This window comes from Nocardia sp. NPDC050793 (assembly GCF_040654065.1).
GTDB lineage: Bacteria > Actinomycetota > Actinomycetes > Mycobacteriales > Mycobacteriaceae > Nocardia.
The window spans coordinates 861,577-876,814 of record NZ_JBFAHG010000001.1 but is presented as its reverse complement, the minus strand read 5'-3'; the positions used below and the strand labels follow the sequence as shown (position 1 = coordinate 876,814).

Below are 15,238 nucleotides of genomic sequence, written 5' to 3'. Positions count from 1 at the left end.
CGCGCCCGACCGAGGCGTGGCGCGGACCGCGTGCAGCCGCGCCACGTGCGCAGGTCTAGTCCGGTCCGGTGCCGCCCCCGGCCTGCGGCGGGATGCGGACGACGCGGTCGTCGTTGGGACCGGGCTGGCCGTCGGTCTTGTTGACGGTGCCGACCCAGACGTTGCCGTCGGGGCCGACGGTCGCGCCGCCGAGCTGGCCGTACCGGTCCTGGGCGAGCAGGCTGGGGGCCGTGGTCACGGCACGGGTGTTCTCGTCGGCCGCCGCGATGGCCAGCGCCTTGGCGTTGGTCAGCGAGATCGCCACACCGTCGGCGGCCGCGGCGCAGCCCGCGACGCCCGGCCGGTCCGGCCAGGTCCACGCGATGCTGACCGCGCCGTCCGGACCAAGCCGTTGCAGCCGGTCCTCGACGGGGGTGCGGTCGGTGAACCAGACGCTGTCCTTGCCGTCGCGGCACAGATCGCCGGCGATACCGATGCCGGAGACCGCGACCTCCGGCGCCGCCGCGCCTGGCGCGGGCGAGTTCACCCGCAGCAGCTTGCCCGCCAAGGACGACGGGGTCGAGGCCAGTCCCGGATTGCCCGCGTCGCCGGTCAGCACCAGCAGCTGGTCCGGGGTCGCCCATTCGATCGCGCCGTGATTACCGCTGGCGCCCTTGGGGATTCCGGTGAGAATGTCCTTGGGCTGGCCGCCCTCCGCGATGCGGACGACGCGATTGTCGCTGGCTGTGGTGATGTACGCGTAGAGCAGACCGTCCTCGCGGTAGGTGGGCGAGAGCGCGATATCGCTGAGCCCGCCGTCGGCCGAGCCGTCCACGTCGAGGCGCGCGATCTCGATCGGCGGCTGATCCGGATCGATCACCTTGAGGATGCGGCCGGTGCGCCGCTCGGCGACCAGCGCGCCCTCGGCGACGCCGACCATTCCGGCGGTGGTATCCAGGCAGGTCGCGACCACCGCCGGGTCGGGGTCGATGCAGGGCCCGCTCGGACGGGTCGTCGACGGCGGCTCCTGCTTGGGCGGCTTGGGATCCGCGGGACTGAACGTCGGCTCGGGGGTGAACGGGCTCGACGCGGAATCGTCGAACCGCGCGCACCCCGCGAGCAGAGCGGATGCGAGCGCCACACTCCAGGCGAGACGCCCCACGACAACCAACCTCATGCCCCAGACGTTACGGAAATACCGTCGCCCGCGCCGCTCCCGGGTGCGTGTTGACACGCCACAACACGTGGACTCCCGCCGATGGGCGGTGCGACATAGGGTGTACACCCATGAGCGAGCGAATCATGTGCCAGCGCGCCTCGCGCATGCCGGAGCCGAGCGTCAGCGAGGGCACGGCATGAGCGAGCGAAGTATCGGCACCGCGCTTTCACCCAAGACGGCGCCGAGGGGCAGCGAGGCCCGGCCGTGACCGACAAGCCGAACAAGACTCCCACCGCCACGGTCACCGGTGAACAGCCCACCACGGCGCGTGCGGTCACCAGCCCGTTCGATTCGCCGACCCAACAGCTCCCCGTGGTGGATCTGGCCAAGCCGCGCGCGGGCGACGTGCCGCGCACCGACGACGAGCTCGGTCTCGACCCCGATGTGCCGAGCGTCGAGCAGAGCGAATCCGATGAACCCGCGTACTCCTACGCCAGCATCCCGCCCGCGGGCAACTCGCCGGGGGAGCCGAGCAAGGCGGCACTGCGGCGCAAAGCCGAAAATCGGCGCGGCACTTTGGATCTCGGCCTGTTCCTGCTGCGGCTCGTGGTCGGCGCCACCTTCGTTTACCACGGTTTGCAGAAACTCACCGGCTGGTTCCACGGCGCCGGCCTCGACGGCACCCGCGACATGATGGCCGAGGGCGGCTGGGACCACTCGATCGTCGCAACGATCCTGCTCTTCACCGGCGAGATCGGCGGCGGTGCACTGCTGATCCTCGGCCTGGCCACCCCGCTCGCCGCGGGCGCAGTGCTCGCCGTGATCCTCGACGCCTGGGCGTGGAAGCAAGGCATGATCCCCGGCTTCCAGTACAAGGGCTCGGTGCCTACCGGCGTCGAACTCGAGACCATCCTCGCAGGCGCGGCCGCCGTCATCATCCTCACCGGCCCCGGCCGCTGGTCCCTCGACCGCGACCGCGGCTGGGCCACCCGCCCCTCCTACGGCTCCTTCGCCGCCCTGACAGCCGCCATCGCCGCCGCCGCGGGCACCTACTGGTACCTGCACGGCGGAAATCCCCTCACGGGCATCGGCCCCTTCGACTGACCCGGCTCGACAATGCGATGAACACCTGAAAAGCCCCGGCTGTCCGGGGCTTTTCATGTGTCTGTCGATCAGGCGAGCACCCTGTCGACAGGAACGGTCAGCGCGGCGAACCAGGAGCCGCGTCGGCTCGCGTTCCCTGGGATTCAGTCATGGAACAGGTCTCGCACGTCGGTGATGACCAGCGATCGATCCAGCCACATGTGCAGCGTCTCCTGATCAGTGCACGCCGTGATTCGATCGTGCGCCTCCTGCGGAACCGCGACGCCGCGGCGGTCGAGCACCCGCAGGATGCTTCCGCACACTCCTTCGACGTGGCCTTCAGCGTGGCCTTCAGCGCGCAGGCGTTGGGAGCTTTCGGAGCGGAAGAACGACAGGTCCAGCGACATCAGCTTCCTCCAGGTTGTTGCGGCCGGGCTGTTTCCGAGCCCCATTTCGGTGAGTTCGGCGAAGATGGATTGATCCTCGTCGAACCCGTGCAGAGCGGCAGCCAGCGCTTTCAGTATGGCATTGATATCGGGCTCGTTGGCGTGGGTGACCGCGGACAACGCGGCCAGCGGGATGTCGGCCGCCGCGGCGGCCGGGTCGGTCACGGCGGGGACGTTGTGCGGACCGAGGACGATGGGGGCGAGGATGAGACTGCGGCGGAAGGGTGCGCCGATCGCGGGTGGCCTCCGTGCCCAATTGGCCGTCTGCTGATCCTGGCAGACGATCAGCAGAACCGGCGGAAGCCGGTATTTGGCGTGCAGGTGCGACAAGTAGTAGGCCCATGCCCCAGGCTTGGCGTGGTCGATCTTTCCCTGCGCCTCGACCAGCAACAGGAACGCCCCGTCGTCAGTGGTTATCCGCAGCAGAGTGTCGACGCGGCGTTCCACCGGACGTGTTTCGGTCAGATCGGTGGGTAGCAGCGCGACCTCGAGCGGATCGAGGAACGGTAGTCCGAGGGCGCGGACGGCACGCGTGAAAACGCCTGGGTCGTGCTGGAATATCCGGTGCATCGCTTCGTGCGGGGAACCGACCATGGCGGCCACAGTAGGGCATCTGATCGAAAGTGTGTTCGGTGATCCGGCGAGTCGTGCTCGACCTCCGCGTGTCGATGTGAGTCGCTGGCGTGTCGACAATGGGCACAGCCTGTGCCGTGGACGGCGACCCGTCACCGGCACCGGCCCGCTCGACCGACACCGGCACGAGAAGGTCTGCAGCCGAACGAAAGTCCCCTGAAATCAGTCGTGAAACAGGTCGCGCACGTCGGTGACGACCAGCGACCGATTCAGCCAGGTATGCAGTGTGTCGAGATCGGTGCCTGCTGTGATTCGGGCGTGGGCCTCGGCTGGACCCGCGACGCCGCGGCGGTCGAGCACCCGCAGGATGCTTCCGCACACTCCTTCAGCGCGCAGGCGTTGGGAGCTTTCGGAGCGGAAGAACGACAGGTCCAGCGACATCAGCTTCCTCCAGGTTGTTGCGGCCGGGTTGGCTCCGAGCCCGCGCAGGCCCCCGGCCTCGAACCGGGGGCCTGCGCTTTTCGGGTGATCAGGGCACGCGCCGGACCGCGCCCTTGTCGGCCGAGGTGGCCAGGGCGGCGTAGGCGCGCAGGGCGGTGGTGACGGGGCGCTCGCGGTCGACGGGCTGCCAGGGGCGCTCGGACGCTTCCATCTTGGCGCGGCGCTCGGCCAGGACAGCGTCGTCGACCAGCACCTCGAGGGTGCGGGTGGCGACGTCGATGCGGATCTGGTCGCCGTTCTCGACGAGTCCGATCACGCCGCCGCTGGCCGCCTCGGGGGAGATGTGACCGATCGACAGACCCGAGGTGCCGCCGGAGAAGCGGCCATCGGTGATCAGCGCGCACTGCTTACCGAGACCGGAGCCCTTCAGGAAGGCGGTGGGGTGCAGCATTTCCTGCATGCCGGGGCCGCCGGAGGGGCCCTCGTAGCGCACGACGATCACGTCGCCCGGCTTGATCTGCTTGGCGAGGATGACCGACACGGCCTCCTCCTGCGATTCCACGACGACGGCCGGGCCCTGGAAGGAGAACAGGTCCTCGTCGATGCCCGCGGTCTTGAGGATCGCGCCGTCCGGCGCGATGTTGCCGCGCAGCACGACAAGACCGCCCTCGACGGTGTAAGCGTGCTCCTTGTCGCGGATGCAGCCGTTCGCGGCGTCGGTGTCCAGCGAGGACCACCGGTTGTCCGTGGAGAACGGCTCGGTGGTGCGGACACCGCCGGGCGCGGCGTGGAACAGCTCGACGGCTTCGTCGGATGCTTTGCCGGAGCGGATGTCCCAGGTGTCGAGCCACTCGTCGAAGCTCGCGGTGTGCACGGTGGTCACGTCGGAGTCGAGCAGCCCGGCGCGGTGCAGTTCGCCGAGCAGCGCGGGGATGCCGCCCGCCCGGTGCACGTCCTCCATGTGATAGTCGGAGTTCGGCGAGACCTTCGACAGGCAGGGCACCTTGCGGCTGATCTCGTCGATAGTGCTCAGATCGAAGTCGATCTCGCCCTCCTGCGCGGCGGCGAGGGTGTGCAGCACCGTGTTGGTGGAACCGCCCATCGCCACGTCCAGCGCCATCGCGTTGCGGAACGCCTTCGCGTTGGCCACGTTTCGCGGCAGCACCGAGGCGTCGTCCTCGCGGTACCAGCGGTTGGCGATGTCGACGATCACCCGGCCCGCGTTCTCGAACAGCGCGCGTCGGGCGGCGTGCGTGGCGAGCGTGGAACCGTTGCCAGGCAACGCGAGCCCCAGCGCCTCGGTGAGGCAGTTCATCGAATTGGCGGTGAACATGCCCGAGCAGGAGCCGCAGGTCGGACAGGCGCTGCGCTCGACCTCGTCCAGACCCTCCTCGGTGACATTGCTGTTGGCGCTGGCCGAGATCGCGGTGATCAGGTCCGTCGGCGCCTGGGCGACGCCGCCGACCACAACGGCCTTACCGGCCTCCATCGGACCGCCGGAGACGAACACGGCCGGGATGTTGAGCCGCATGGCGGCGTTGAGCATGCCCGGAGTGATCTTGTCGCAGTTGGAGATGCACACCAGCGCGTCGGCGGTGTGCGCGTTGGCCATGTATTCCACCGAGTCGGCGATGATCTCGCGGGAGGGCAGCGAGTAGAGCATGCCGCCGTGGCCCATCGCGATGCCGTCGTCCACGGCGATGGTGTGGAATTCGCGCGGCACGCCGCCGGCGGCGCGGACCGCCTCCGCCACGATCTCGCCGACGTCCTTCAAATGCACGTGGCCAGGCACGAACTGGGTGTAGGAGTTCGCGATGGCGACGATCGGCTTGCCGAAGTCGGAGTCGGTGAGGCCGGTGGCCCGCCACAGCGCGCGTGCGCCTGCGGCGTTGCGTCCGGCGGTGGTGGTGCGTGAACGAAGCGGTGGCATGGGTGTTCCTCGAAGGGGTCGCGGGGGCTGTGGTGCGACTGCGCGGAGTTCGCTCGGCGTGCGCGGAACTCGCTCGGCGGCTGTTCCACGGTACTCCCGGTGGTACCGGGCAGATGTCGCCGGTCGCGGTAGACGATGTGCCGCGCGTCGCGTGTTCGTCGTGTCGCCGCGGGTGGTGGTCGTCGGCGCAGACGGTGTCATCGAGTGTGTGTCGGTACCCGAACCGTCCAGCCGCGCGGGCGGTTGTCCGTCGTCGGCGCGGCTACGCCAAAACTAGCGCCGCGTGTCCGGCCGATATTCCGTCGCGGCGGAAGAAGCAAGCGCGCGAGCGGGTCTCGTCTCGCCGACGACCTACCAGGCCGGGCGCACGAAGTGCTACGGAAGTCGACGGTCCAACGGTCTAGTCGTCGTCGGACTTGCGATCGGCCTCGGGAGTCTCCTGCGCGGTCGCGTCCTCGCTCGCGCGCTCCTCGGCGTGTCGCTCCGCCTCGGCCTCCGCGGCCGCGCCGAACAGATCGGGCAGCCGCCCCTTCGACGCGGTGATCAGCGCGCGCAGCTGGTCGTAGCTCACCGCGGGCAGCTTCACCTGCGAATCGTCGGTCAGGTGCGCGCGCACGAACCCGCGCTTGGGAATGCTCACGCCTTTGATCTGCTCCCAGTCGAGGTGCCGGGAGCCGAACAGAGTGCGAAGGTCGAGCCCGGCGTCGGACACGACGGTCCTGGTGCGCGCCACCCACGCGGCCACCACCACGGGGAGCAGCAGCAGCCACCACAGGCCCGCGGGCCAGCCGACGAAGAACAGGAACACGCACAGCGCGAGCACGACCACGCCGAGATAGGCGAGCGGCTGAATGCGGATGACCTTGGCCTCCGGCCGACCCGTATCCGATCCCGCGTCGGAGGTATGGGACGATTTAGCCGGTGGCACGGACTGATGCGGTGATGACACACCACCATCCTCGCATCCTGGTAATCGGACACAAGCAACCACTGGAGTCCCACATAATGGGATGCACTGGGTCATCTGTTTGACTCATCGCTTCACGCCCGCTTAACGTCGTGCGCGTGAATCGAAACGAGTTGCTCGTACTCGGCCGGCGCGTCCAGCGTTGAGCCTGACTACCTAGGTCGAATACGTCAGCTCGCGTTGCGACGCGCCACCCTCGAACAGCTATACGCTGGTCGAGGGCTTTTTTGTGTTCGGGCAGTTTCCGGCGCGGCGGGTCGCGAAGGCCAGTCGTGTCGAGCACAGCAGTGTTGTCCGGGGTCAAGAACGACAAGTTAGGAACGAAGACGGTGAGCGCACCAACCGCACGGCCCGGGCCCTCGGCCCGCAGGTCAGCGCCTTCGGCTACCCAGCAGGCATCGCCCGCTGGCAACTCGACGACCGCGGCGAACCGCCGCCAGGTCCCGCCCGAGCGGGTCACCGGCGCGCAGTCCGTCGTCCGTTCGCTCGAGGAGCTCGGCGTCGACACCGTATTCGGCATTCCCGGCGGCGCGATTCTCCCGGTGTACGACCCGCTCTTCGACTCCACCAAGGTCCGCCACGTGCTGGTCCGCCACGAACAGGGCGCGGGTCACGCGGCCACCGGTTACGCGCAGGCGACCGGCAAGGTCGGTGTGTGTATGGCCACATCCGGCCCCGGCGCGACCAACCTGGTGACGCCGATCGCCGACGCCCAGATGGACTCGGTGCCGATCGTCGCGATCACCGGCCAGGTCGGCCGCAGCCTCATCGGCACCGACGCGTTCCAGGAAGCCGACATCTCCGGCATCACCATGCCGATCACCAAGCACAACTTCCTGATCACCGACGGCGCCGACATCCCGAGGATGATCGCCGAGGCGTTCTACCTGGCCGCCTCCGGCAGGCCGGGCGCCGTCCTGGTCGACATCCCGAAGGACGTGCTGCAGGCGCAGACCACCTTCAGCTGGCCGCCGGAGATGCGGCTGCCCGGCTACCGTCCGGTCACCAAGCCGCACGGTAAGCAGGTGCGCGAGGCCGCGCGGATGATCCTCGAGGCCAAGGCCCCCGTGCTGTACGTGGGCGGCGGCGTGATCAAGGCCGACGCCTCGGCCGAGCTGCTGGAATTGGCCGAGCTGACCGGCATCCCGGTGGTCACCACCCTGATGGCGCGCGGCGCGTTCCCGGACAGCCACCAGCTGAACATGGGTATGCCAGGCATGCACGGCACCGTCGGCGCGGTCGCGGCGCTGCAGAAGTCCGACCTGCTGATCACCCTCGGCGCCCGCTTCGACGACCGCGTCACCGGTCAGCTGGACTCGTTCGCGCCCGGCGCCAAGGTGATCCACGCCGACATCGACCCGGCCGAGATCGGCAAGAACCGGCACGCCGACGTCCCGATCGTCGGCGACTGCCGTGAAGTCATCACCGAGCTGATCGAGACGCTGAAGTCCGATCCGGCCGCGGGCGAGGCGCCGCTGCTCGATCTCACCGAGTGGTGGTCCTACCTGGGCGGCATCCGCCATCAGTACCCGCTCGGCTGGACCCCGCCGAAGGACGGCTCGCTGTCGCCGGAGTTCGTCATCGACGCGCTCGGCCGCCTGGCCGGACCGGACGCGATCTACTGCGCGGGCGTCGGCCAGCACCAGATGTGGGCCGCTCAGTTCATCAAGTACGAAAAGCCGCGCACCTGGCTGAATTCCGGTGGTCTCGGCACCATGGGCTACGCCGTCCCGGCCGCCATGGGCGCCAAGATGGGCGCGCCGGACAAGGAAGTGTGGGCGGTCGACGGTGACGGCTGCTTCCAGATGACCAATCAGGAGCTGGCCACCTGCGCCGTCGAGGGCGTGCCGATCAAGGTCGCGCTGATCAACAACGGCAACCTGGGCATGGTCCGGCAGTGGCAGACGCTCTTCTACGAGGAGCGCTACTCCAACACCGACCTCGGCACCCACACCCTGCGCATCCCCGACTTCGTCAAGCTCGCCGAGGCGCTCGGCTGCCACGGCATCCGGGTGGAGAAGGAAGAGGACGTCGAGGCCGCGATCCGCGAGGCGCAGTCCATCAACGACCGCCCGGTGGTGATCGATTTCATCGTCGGCAAGGACGCTCAGGTGTGGCCGATGGTCGCCGCGGGCACCAGCAACGACGAGATCATGGCCGCGCGCGGTATCCGGCCGCTGTTCGACGAGGACGAGCAGGCCGCCGAGCCCGCTGTCATCCACGAGGCGATGGTGCACGAGAAGAACAAGGGGACTGACGAATGAGTAGCACCCACACCCTGAGCGTCCTCGTGGAGGACAAGCCGGGCGTGTTGGCGCGGGTGGCGAGCCTGTTCTCGCGCCGCGGGTTCAACATCGAGTCGCTCGCGGTCGGCGGCACCGAGATCCCCGAGATCTCGCGCATGACGATCGTCGTGACGGTCGAGGACCTGCCGCTCGAGCAGGTCACCAAGCAGCTCAACAAGCTGGTGAACGTCATCAAGATCGTCGAGCAGGACGCCGACGCCTCGGTGGCGCGCGAGCTGATCCTGGTGAAGGTGCGCGCCGACGCGAGCGTCCGCACCCAGGTGATCGAGGCCGTGCAGCTGTTCCGCGCCAAGGTGATCGACGTCTCGCCGGACGCGCTGACCGTCGAGGCGACCGGAACGCGGTCGAAGCTGGACGCGCTGCTGCGCATGCTCGAGCCGTACGGTATCCGCGAGATCGTGCAGTCGGGTGTGGTCGCTGTTGGCCGCGGACCGAAGTCGATCACCGCGACGCGCTAGACAAACAGACCTAGCAAGAATCACTAGAAGGGAAACCAAGTGGCAGTCGAGATGTTCTACGACGACGACGCCGACCTGTCGATCATCCAGGGCCGCAAGGTCGCTGTCATCGGCTACGGCAGCCAGGGCCACGCGCACTCGCTGAGCCTGCGCGACTCCGGCGTGGACGTCCGCGTCGGTCTCGCTGAGGGTTCGAAGTCGCGCGCGAAGGCCGAGGAGGCGGGCCTGACCGTCGGCACCCCGGCCGAGGTTTCGGAGTGGGCCGACGTGATCATGGTGCTGGCGCCCGACACCGCGCAGGCGTCCATCTTCACCAACGACATCGAGCCGAACCTGAAGGACGGCGACGCGCTGTTCTTCGGCCACGGCCTGAACATCCACTTCGGCCTGATCAAGCCCCCGGCGAACGTGACCATCGGCATGGTCGCGCCGAAGGGCCCCGGCCACCTGGTGCGTCGCCAGTTCGTCGACGGCAAGGGTGTTCCCGCCCTGATCGCCATCGACCAGGACCCGAAGGGCGATGGCCAGGCGCTGGCGCTGTCCTACGCCAAGGGCATCGGCGGCACCCGCGCCGGCGTCATCAAGACCACCTTCAAGGAAGAGACCGAGACCGACCTGTTCGGTGAGCAGGCCGTGCTGTGCGGTGGCACCGAGGAACTGGTGAAGACCGGCTTCGAGGTCATGGTCGAGGCCGGTTACGCGCCGGAGATGGCCTACTTCGAGGTGCTGCACGAGCTGAAGCTGATCGTCGACCTGATGTACGAGGGCGGCATCGCGCGGATGAACTACTCGGTGTCCGACACCGCCGAGTTCGGTGGCTACCTGTCGGGTCCGCGGGTCATCGACGCCGACACCAAGGAGCGGATGAAGGCGATCCTCGAGGACATCCAGGACGGCAGCTTCGTCAAGCGCCTGGTCGCCAACGTCGAGGGCGGCAACAAGGAGCTCGAGGGTCTGCGCAAGAAGAACGCCGAGCACCCGATCGAGGTCACCGGCGCCAAGCTGCGCGGCCTGATGAGCTGGGTCGACCGGCCGATCACCGAGACCGCGTAAGCGTTTGTCGCACACGACGGCCCGGCACCGCGAGGTGCCGGGCCGTTCTGTTATCGGCTGCTGGTACTAGCTGCTGCCGAAGGAGCCGCGCGGCCAGCCCCAGTGGCCGTTGCCGTGCCAGCCGTTGCCGGGCCAGCCGTCGCAACGATCCCACTGGTTCCAACGGTTCCAGTCGTTGTCCCAGAGATCCCAGCCCCAGTCCCCGTGGCAATTCCTCGGGTGGTGGTGGCGGACCTCGGTGACGGTGGGGGCGCCCGGCTCGGCCGTTGCGGGTACGGCCAAGGCGGCCAAAGGTATTGCGGCGACCGCGCCTGCGACGGCCACGCGGGCCAGCATCCGTCCGGTCGCGGACTTGCGTGTGGTGGACAACATGAATCCTTTCACTCTGCGGCGAACCGCTCGTTCGCCATCCCCTCGCGGGGATCCGTCCGCCTGAGCTGGGCGGAACGGGTCGGGACAGGACGTGCCGTCGTCGTCGCCGGAATGCGACCCCCTGGTCATACCGCCGTGCGGGCGACCGCACGCCTACACTCTGCACCACTCGGGCCGAAAGGTCACTGGGCGATCGGCATTCGAGAAGACTTTCAGTCCGAAGTATCACCCCTGTAGGGGGATTCCCCGAGCGCGGTGCCGGGGTTCCGCCGGATCTCACCGCATACCTGTTGGGGCACAATCTTATCCGTCCGCATGGTCCGCCTGTGCGTCTCGGAGCTGACGCAAATCCCGAGCAACTGGTCTCCGGTGCCGGCCTCCCCGCGAACGGGCCCCGGCTCACCGCGAGGTTCTTCAGGACCTTGCGACGCCGGTCGCGACCCGCCAGACTGGGAAAATGACGACTCCGCTCGCGGTGTCACCCGCCTCGTCCGCCGCCGAGATCGGACGTGCCGCGCGCAAACGGGTCTCGCGTTCCGCGCTCGGCGACTGGCATCCACCGGCCGACCGCATCGATCCCGTTACCATCCTGGAGCGTCAGGCCGCCACCCGAATCCCCGAGCTGGTCCCGATCCGCCACGCGCGCATGGCCGCCGCGCCGTTCCCGTTCCTGCGCGGTGCGCCCGCCATCATGGCCGCCGACCTCGCCGCATCGCCCAGCACCGGGCTGACGGTGCAACTGTGCGGCGACGCGCACCTGTCGAACTTCGGCCTGTTCGCCTCACCGGAACGTTCGCTGGTGTTCGACCTCAACGATTTCGACGAGACCTTGCCAGGTCCGTTCGAATGGGACGTGAAGCGCTTGGTCGCCAGCGTCGCGGTCGCCGTGCGGGCCAACGGCAGTCCCGACGCGGACGCGGAGCGGGCCGTGCTCGCCGCCGCACGCGGCTACCGGGAATCGATGCTCCGGCTCGCCGTGCTCGACGGCATGGCGGTCTGGTACGAGCAGATCAACGCCGACGCCGTCGCCGCCGTGATCCGCAACCCCAAGCGGCGCAAAGGCGTCGAACGGACACTGGAGGCGGCGCGCTCCCGCACCAACCTGCAGGCGCTGGCGAAACTCACCGAGCCCGGCGCCGACGGCCTTCGAATCCGCCACCGCCCGCCGCTGTTGACACCACTCGAAGACGAGCAGACGGACGCGGTCGCGGCGGTGTTCGCCGCTTATCGCCGCAGCCTGCCGGAGGAGCGCCGGGTTTTGCTCGACCGGCACCGTTTGGTCGACACCGCACGCAAGGTCGTCGGCGTCGGCAGCGTCGGCACCAGGTGCTTCATCGCCCTGCTCCTCGACCGCGACACAGCCGGTCCGCTGTTCCTCCAGGTCAAAGAGGCCGAACTCTCGGTGCTGAGCAGGCATCTCGCGCCGAGCCAATTCCGGCACCAGGGCCACCGGGTGGTCCACGGCCAACGGCTCATGCAGGCCGCCAGCGACATCTTCCTCGGCTGGGCCACCGGCCCGGAGGGTCGCCACTACTACTGGCGCCAGCTGCGAGACATGAAGGGCTCCGCGGTGATCGAGGACATGTCCGATGTGGCGCTGACCGAGTACGCCGCGTTGTGCGGGTACAGCCTGGCGCGCGCCCACGCTCGCTCCGGCGATCGCGTCGCCATCGCCGCCTACCTCGGGACCGGCGACGCTTTCGATCGGGCGATGGCGGAGTTCGCCCTCGCGTACGCGGACCAGACCCTCGACGATCACCGGGCGCTGCTCGCGGCGATCGAGACCGGACGCGTCGCCGCCGCCGAACCGGGGGCGTAATCCGTCGCGTGGTGTGCAGCTCGGCGGTCCCGCGAGCGGGGCAGAAGCGCCCTCTACACTGGCTACCGATGAGTAAGTTCTTCGATTCGGTCGATGCGGTGACCCGGCGTCTGACCGCGGCCGGCTACCTGCCGTCACTGGACATCGCCACGGCCGTGTTCCTCGCCGGACACCTCGGCAAGCCGTTGCTGATCGAGGGTCCCGCCGGCGTCGGCAAGACCGAGCTGGCCAAGGCCGTCGCCGTGGCGACCGAGGCCGATCTGATCCGCCTGCAGTGCTACGAGGGCATCGATGAGGCGCGCGCCCTCTACGAGTGGAACCACGCCAAGCAGCTGCTGCGCATCACCGCCGCCGACAGCGAGGACTGGAACCGGACGCGCGATCACGTTTTCACCGAGGAGTTCCTGCTCGACCGCCCGCTGCTCGCCGCCATCCGCAATCCCGAACCCACGGTCCTGCTCATCGACGAACTCGACAAGGCCGACGTCGAGCTCGAAGGCCTGCTGCTCGAGGTGCTGGGTGACTTCCAGGTCAGCATCCCCGAGCTCGGCACCGTCACCGCGGTGCGCAAGCCGTTCGTCATCGTCACCTCCAACGCCAATCGCGACCTGTCCGAGGCGCTGAAGCGGCGCTGCCTCTACCTGCACATCGACTACCCGACGGCGGAACTCGAGCGCGCGATCGTCCGGATGAAGGTGCCCGAGCTGGACGAAGCGCTCGGCGAGCCGGTGGTGCGGGTGGTCGGCGCGCTGCGCGAACTGCCGCTGCGCAAATCGCCGTCGATCGCCGAGACCGTCGACTGGGCAAAGACTCTCGTTGCGCTGGGGGCGCGGAATCTGACCAACGGGGTGGTGCGCTCGACGCTGGGTGTGTTGCTGAAGTACCAGTCGGACCATCGCGTCGCGGTCGAGCGGCTTGCGTTGTCGGACGCGGAGAGCGACCGGCGATGAACGGGTGCGGCGGCAAAGCCGTTGTCCGACAACGTGCGCAGCCGGTCGTTGGTCGAATCGTCCTCACCGGTAGGAGTTTCGTCGCGGTGAGCCGCGGCGAGACCTTCCCAGCGCTAGCGACTGGTCGCGGCTCGGGTGGGCAGCGGAAAGGGCGGGCAGGGTGAGTGCGTCCTCTCGACGTGACGTGCGTGCCGGGTCGAGCGAGACGCTCACCGACCGTCTCGTCGACTTCGTCGGTCTCCTACGCGAACACGGCATCCACGCGGGTCCGAGCGAAACCGTCGACGCCGCGGCGGCCATCGTCACACTTGGCATCGAGAACCGCGAACGCCTGCGTTCCGGTCTGGCCGCCTGCCTGCTCCGCCGCAACGGCCAGCGCGCCGTCTTCGACCAACTCTTCGACCTCTACTTTCTGACCGCCGAACGGCTGACTCCCGCAACGGTTCCCGAATCGGTCGAGGAGCTGCGCGAGCGTCTCACCGCCGCGTTGGCCGCCGACGATCAGGCCGCCCTGGCCGAACTCGCCGCCCAAACCCTCACCGAGCTAGGCGGTTACGGCGGCGCGGCCGGTGCGGGTCAATCCTCCCGACCGGTCACCACCGCGTCCGGTGCGGGCTGGTCCTCGTACCAGACCATGAAAGCCCTTCGCCCGGAAGAACTTCTGGATCGGGTCGTCGCGGGCATGAGTGGCGCGGGCGAACTCGACTCCGCCGTCCAAACCATCGAGGCCCAACGCAGGCTGCGCTCCTTCCGCAATGCCGTCCAAACCCAAGCCCGCCTCCGCTCGGCCGACCTGCGCGGCACCGACTACATCGCCCGCCGCGGCGTCGAAACCGCCACCGACCGAATCGACTTCCTCGGCGCCCGCGAACAAGACCTCGCCGAAATGCGCCGCCTCGTCAACCCGTTGGCCCGCAAACTCGCCACCCGCCTCGCCGCCCGCCGCCGCAAGGCCGTCCGCGGCCAGATCGACATGCGCCGCACCCTGCGCCGCTCCATGGCCACCGGCGGCGTCCCCGTCGACCCGGTGCTACGCGCACGCAAACACGGCCGCCCCGACCTCGTCGTCCTCGCCGACCTCTCCGGTTCCGTCACCGGCTTCGCCGAATTCACCCTCCAACTCGTCCAAGCGCTGCAAGACCAATTCAGCAAAGTCCGCAGCTTCGGCTTCATCGACACCTGCGACGAGATCACCGGCTTCTTCACCCCTGGCGAACCGCCCCAGCCCGGCCTCTCCACCCGAATCATCCGCGAGGCCAACGTCTCCCGCTTCGGCAGCAGCAACTACGGCGAAGCCCTCCGCACCTTCGCCGACACTCACCTCGACACCCTCGGCCCCCGCACCTCCCTCCTCATCCTCGGCGACGCCCGCACCAACCGCACCGACCCCAACCTCCCCGCCCTCCACTCCATGACCGACCGAGCCAAACACGCCCACTGGCTCAACCCCGAACCCTCCCGGTCTTGGGCCACTGGAGACTCGGCCGCGTTGACCTACGCGGAGCACGTAACCATGCACGAATGCCGCAACGTGCGTCAGCTGACGGAGGTAGTCAGCCGCCTGCTGCCTGCGTGAGGGCGGTGCTGCACTGCTCACCTGTCGACGCCTAGAGCGCAAAGTGGCTGGTGCTGAAGTTTATTCACTCTTAGCGGTGCAGTGCCGACGTTGACATCCTTTCGCCGGCTAACAACAATCGATCCA

At 68.6% G+C, this 15,238-nt stretch carries 13 protein-coding genes; 7 read left to right on the top strand and 6 right to left on the bottom strand.

The annotated features are described in order from the left end of the window. Positions 1–55: 55 nt before the first annotated feature. Complete coding sequence (locus AB0H50_RS03985) at positions 56–1,156, bottom strand: PQQ-dependent sugar dehydrogenase (RefSeq protein ID WP_357446308.1); 1,101 nt, start codon at positions 1,154–1,156, stop codon at positions 56–58. A gap of 246 nt (positions 1,157–1,402) precedes the next feature. On the opposite strand from AB0H50_RS03985, the gene AB0H50_RS03980 reads away from it, so the two are divergent. Continuing rightward, complete coding sequence (locus AB0H50_RS03980; protein ID WP_357446305.1) at positions 1,403–2,242, top strand: DoxX family protein; 840 nt, start codon at positions 1,403–1,405, stop codon at positions 2,240–2,242. Between the two features lie 143 nt (positions 2,243–2,385). Here the strand turns inward: AB0H50_RS03980 and AB0H50_RS03975 are convergent, their stop codons facing one another. The 4 genes from AB0H50_RS03975 to AB0H50_RS03960 all read right to left on the bottom strand — a co-directional run bounded on the left by AB0H50_RS03975 (position 2,386) and on the right by AB0H50_RS03960 (position 6,560). Beyond that, positions 2,386–3,261, bottom strand: coding sequence for a hypothetical protein (locus tag AB0H50_RS03975; protein ID WP_357446302.1), 876 nt, complete (start codon positions 3,259–3,261; stop codon positions 2,386–2,388). Positions 3,262–3,462: 201 nt separating this feature from the next. Then, positions 3,463–3,681: a hypothetical protein gene (locus AB0H50_RS03970; RefSeq protein WP_357446299.1), complete on the bottom strand. Its 219-nt coding sequence runs from the start codon at positions 3,679–3,681 to the stop codon at positions 3,463–3,465. 88 nt (positions 3,682–3,769) lie between these two features. Next, complete coding sequence (gene ilvD, locus AB0H50_RS03965; protein ID WP_357446296.1) at positions 3,770–5,611, bottom strand: dihydroxy-acid dehydratase; 1,842 nt, start codon at positions 5,609–5,611, stop codon at positions 3,770–3,772. Between the two features lie 400 nt (positions 5,612–6,011). Next, positions 6,012–6,560 carry a PH domain-containing protein gene (locus AB0H50_RS03960; RefSeq protein WP_357446293.1) on the bottom strand — a complete coding sequence of 183 codons (549 nt, stop codon included), beginning with the start codon at positions 6,558–6,560 and terminating at the stop codon, positions 6,012–6,014. Positions 6,561–6,907: 347 nt separating this feature from the next. Between AB0H50_RS03960 and AB0H50_RS03955 the strand changes: the two genes are divergently transcribed. Genes AB0H50_RS03955 through ilvC form a run of 3 tightly spaced genes read left to right on the top strand, consistent with a single transcriptional unit; the run spans position 6,908 to position 10,395 of the window. Further along, the gene (locus AB0H50_RS03955; RefSeq protein WP_357446290.1) at positions 6,908–8,842 is read left to right on the top strand and encodes an acetolactate synthase large subunit; all 1,935 of its coding nucleotides are present in this window, start codon (positions 6,908–6,910) and stop codon (positions 8,840–8,842) included. Continuing rightward, a complete protein-coding gene (gene ilvN / locus AB0H50_RS03950) occupies positions 8,839–9,342 on the top strand; it encodes an acetolactate synthase small subunit (protein WP_067832673.1) in 504 nt (167 codons plus the stop codon). The genes AB0H50_RS03955 and ilvN overlap by 4 nt, the downstream gene beginning before the upstream one ends. Positions 9,343–9,393: 51 nt before the next feature. Then, entirely contained in the window at positions 9,394–10,395 is a 1,002-nt protein-coding gene (ilvC, locus tag AB0H50_RS03945; RefSeq protein WP_357447262.1) for a ketol-acid reductoisomerase, read from the top strand. Positions 10,396–10,461: 66 nt separating this feature from the next. Here ilvC and AB0H50_RS03940 read toward each other — a convergent pair whose 3' ends face one another. Beyond that, the gene (locus tag AB0H50_RS03940) at positions 10,462–10,767 is read right to left on the bottom strand and encodes a hypothetical protein (protein ID WP_357446287.1); all 306 of its coding nucleotides are present in this window, start codon (positions 10,765–10,767) and stop codon (positions 10,462–10,464) included. Positions 10,768–11,224: 457 nt separating this feature from the next. Here AB0H50_RS03940 and AB0H50_RS03935 point away from each other — a divergent pair, with 457 nt between their 5' ends. From AB0H50_RS03935 to AB0H50_RS03925, 3 genes are all read left to right on the top strand, one after another. Further along, the gene (locus AB0H50_RS03935; RefSeq protein ID WP_357446284.1) at positions 11,225–12,586 is read left to right on the top strand and encodes a DUF2252 domain-containing protein; all 1,362 of its coding nucleotides are present in this window, start codon (positions 11,225–11,227) and stop codon (positions 12,584–12,586) included. A gap of 68 nt (positions 12,587–12,654) precedes the next feature. After that, positions 12,655–13,536, top strand: coding sequence for a MoxR family ATPase (locus tag AB0H50_RS03930; protein WP_357446281.1), 882 nt, complete (start codon positions 12,655–12,657; stop codon positions 13,534–13,536). A 160-nt stretch (positions 13,537–13,696) separates the two neighbouring features. Continuing rightward, positions 13,697–15,112, top strand: coding sequence for a VWA domain-containing protein (locus AB0H50_RS03925; RefSeq protein ID WP_357446278.1), 1,416 nt, complete (start codon positions 13,697–13,699; stop codon positions 15,110–15,112). The last annotated feature ends 126 nt before the right edge of the window (positions 15,113–15,238 follow it).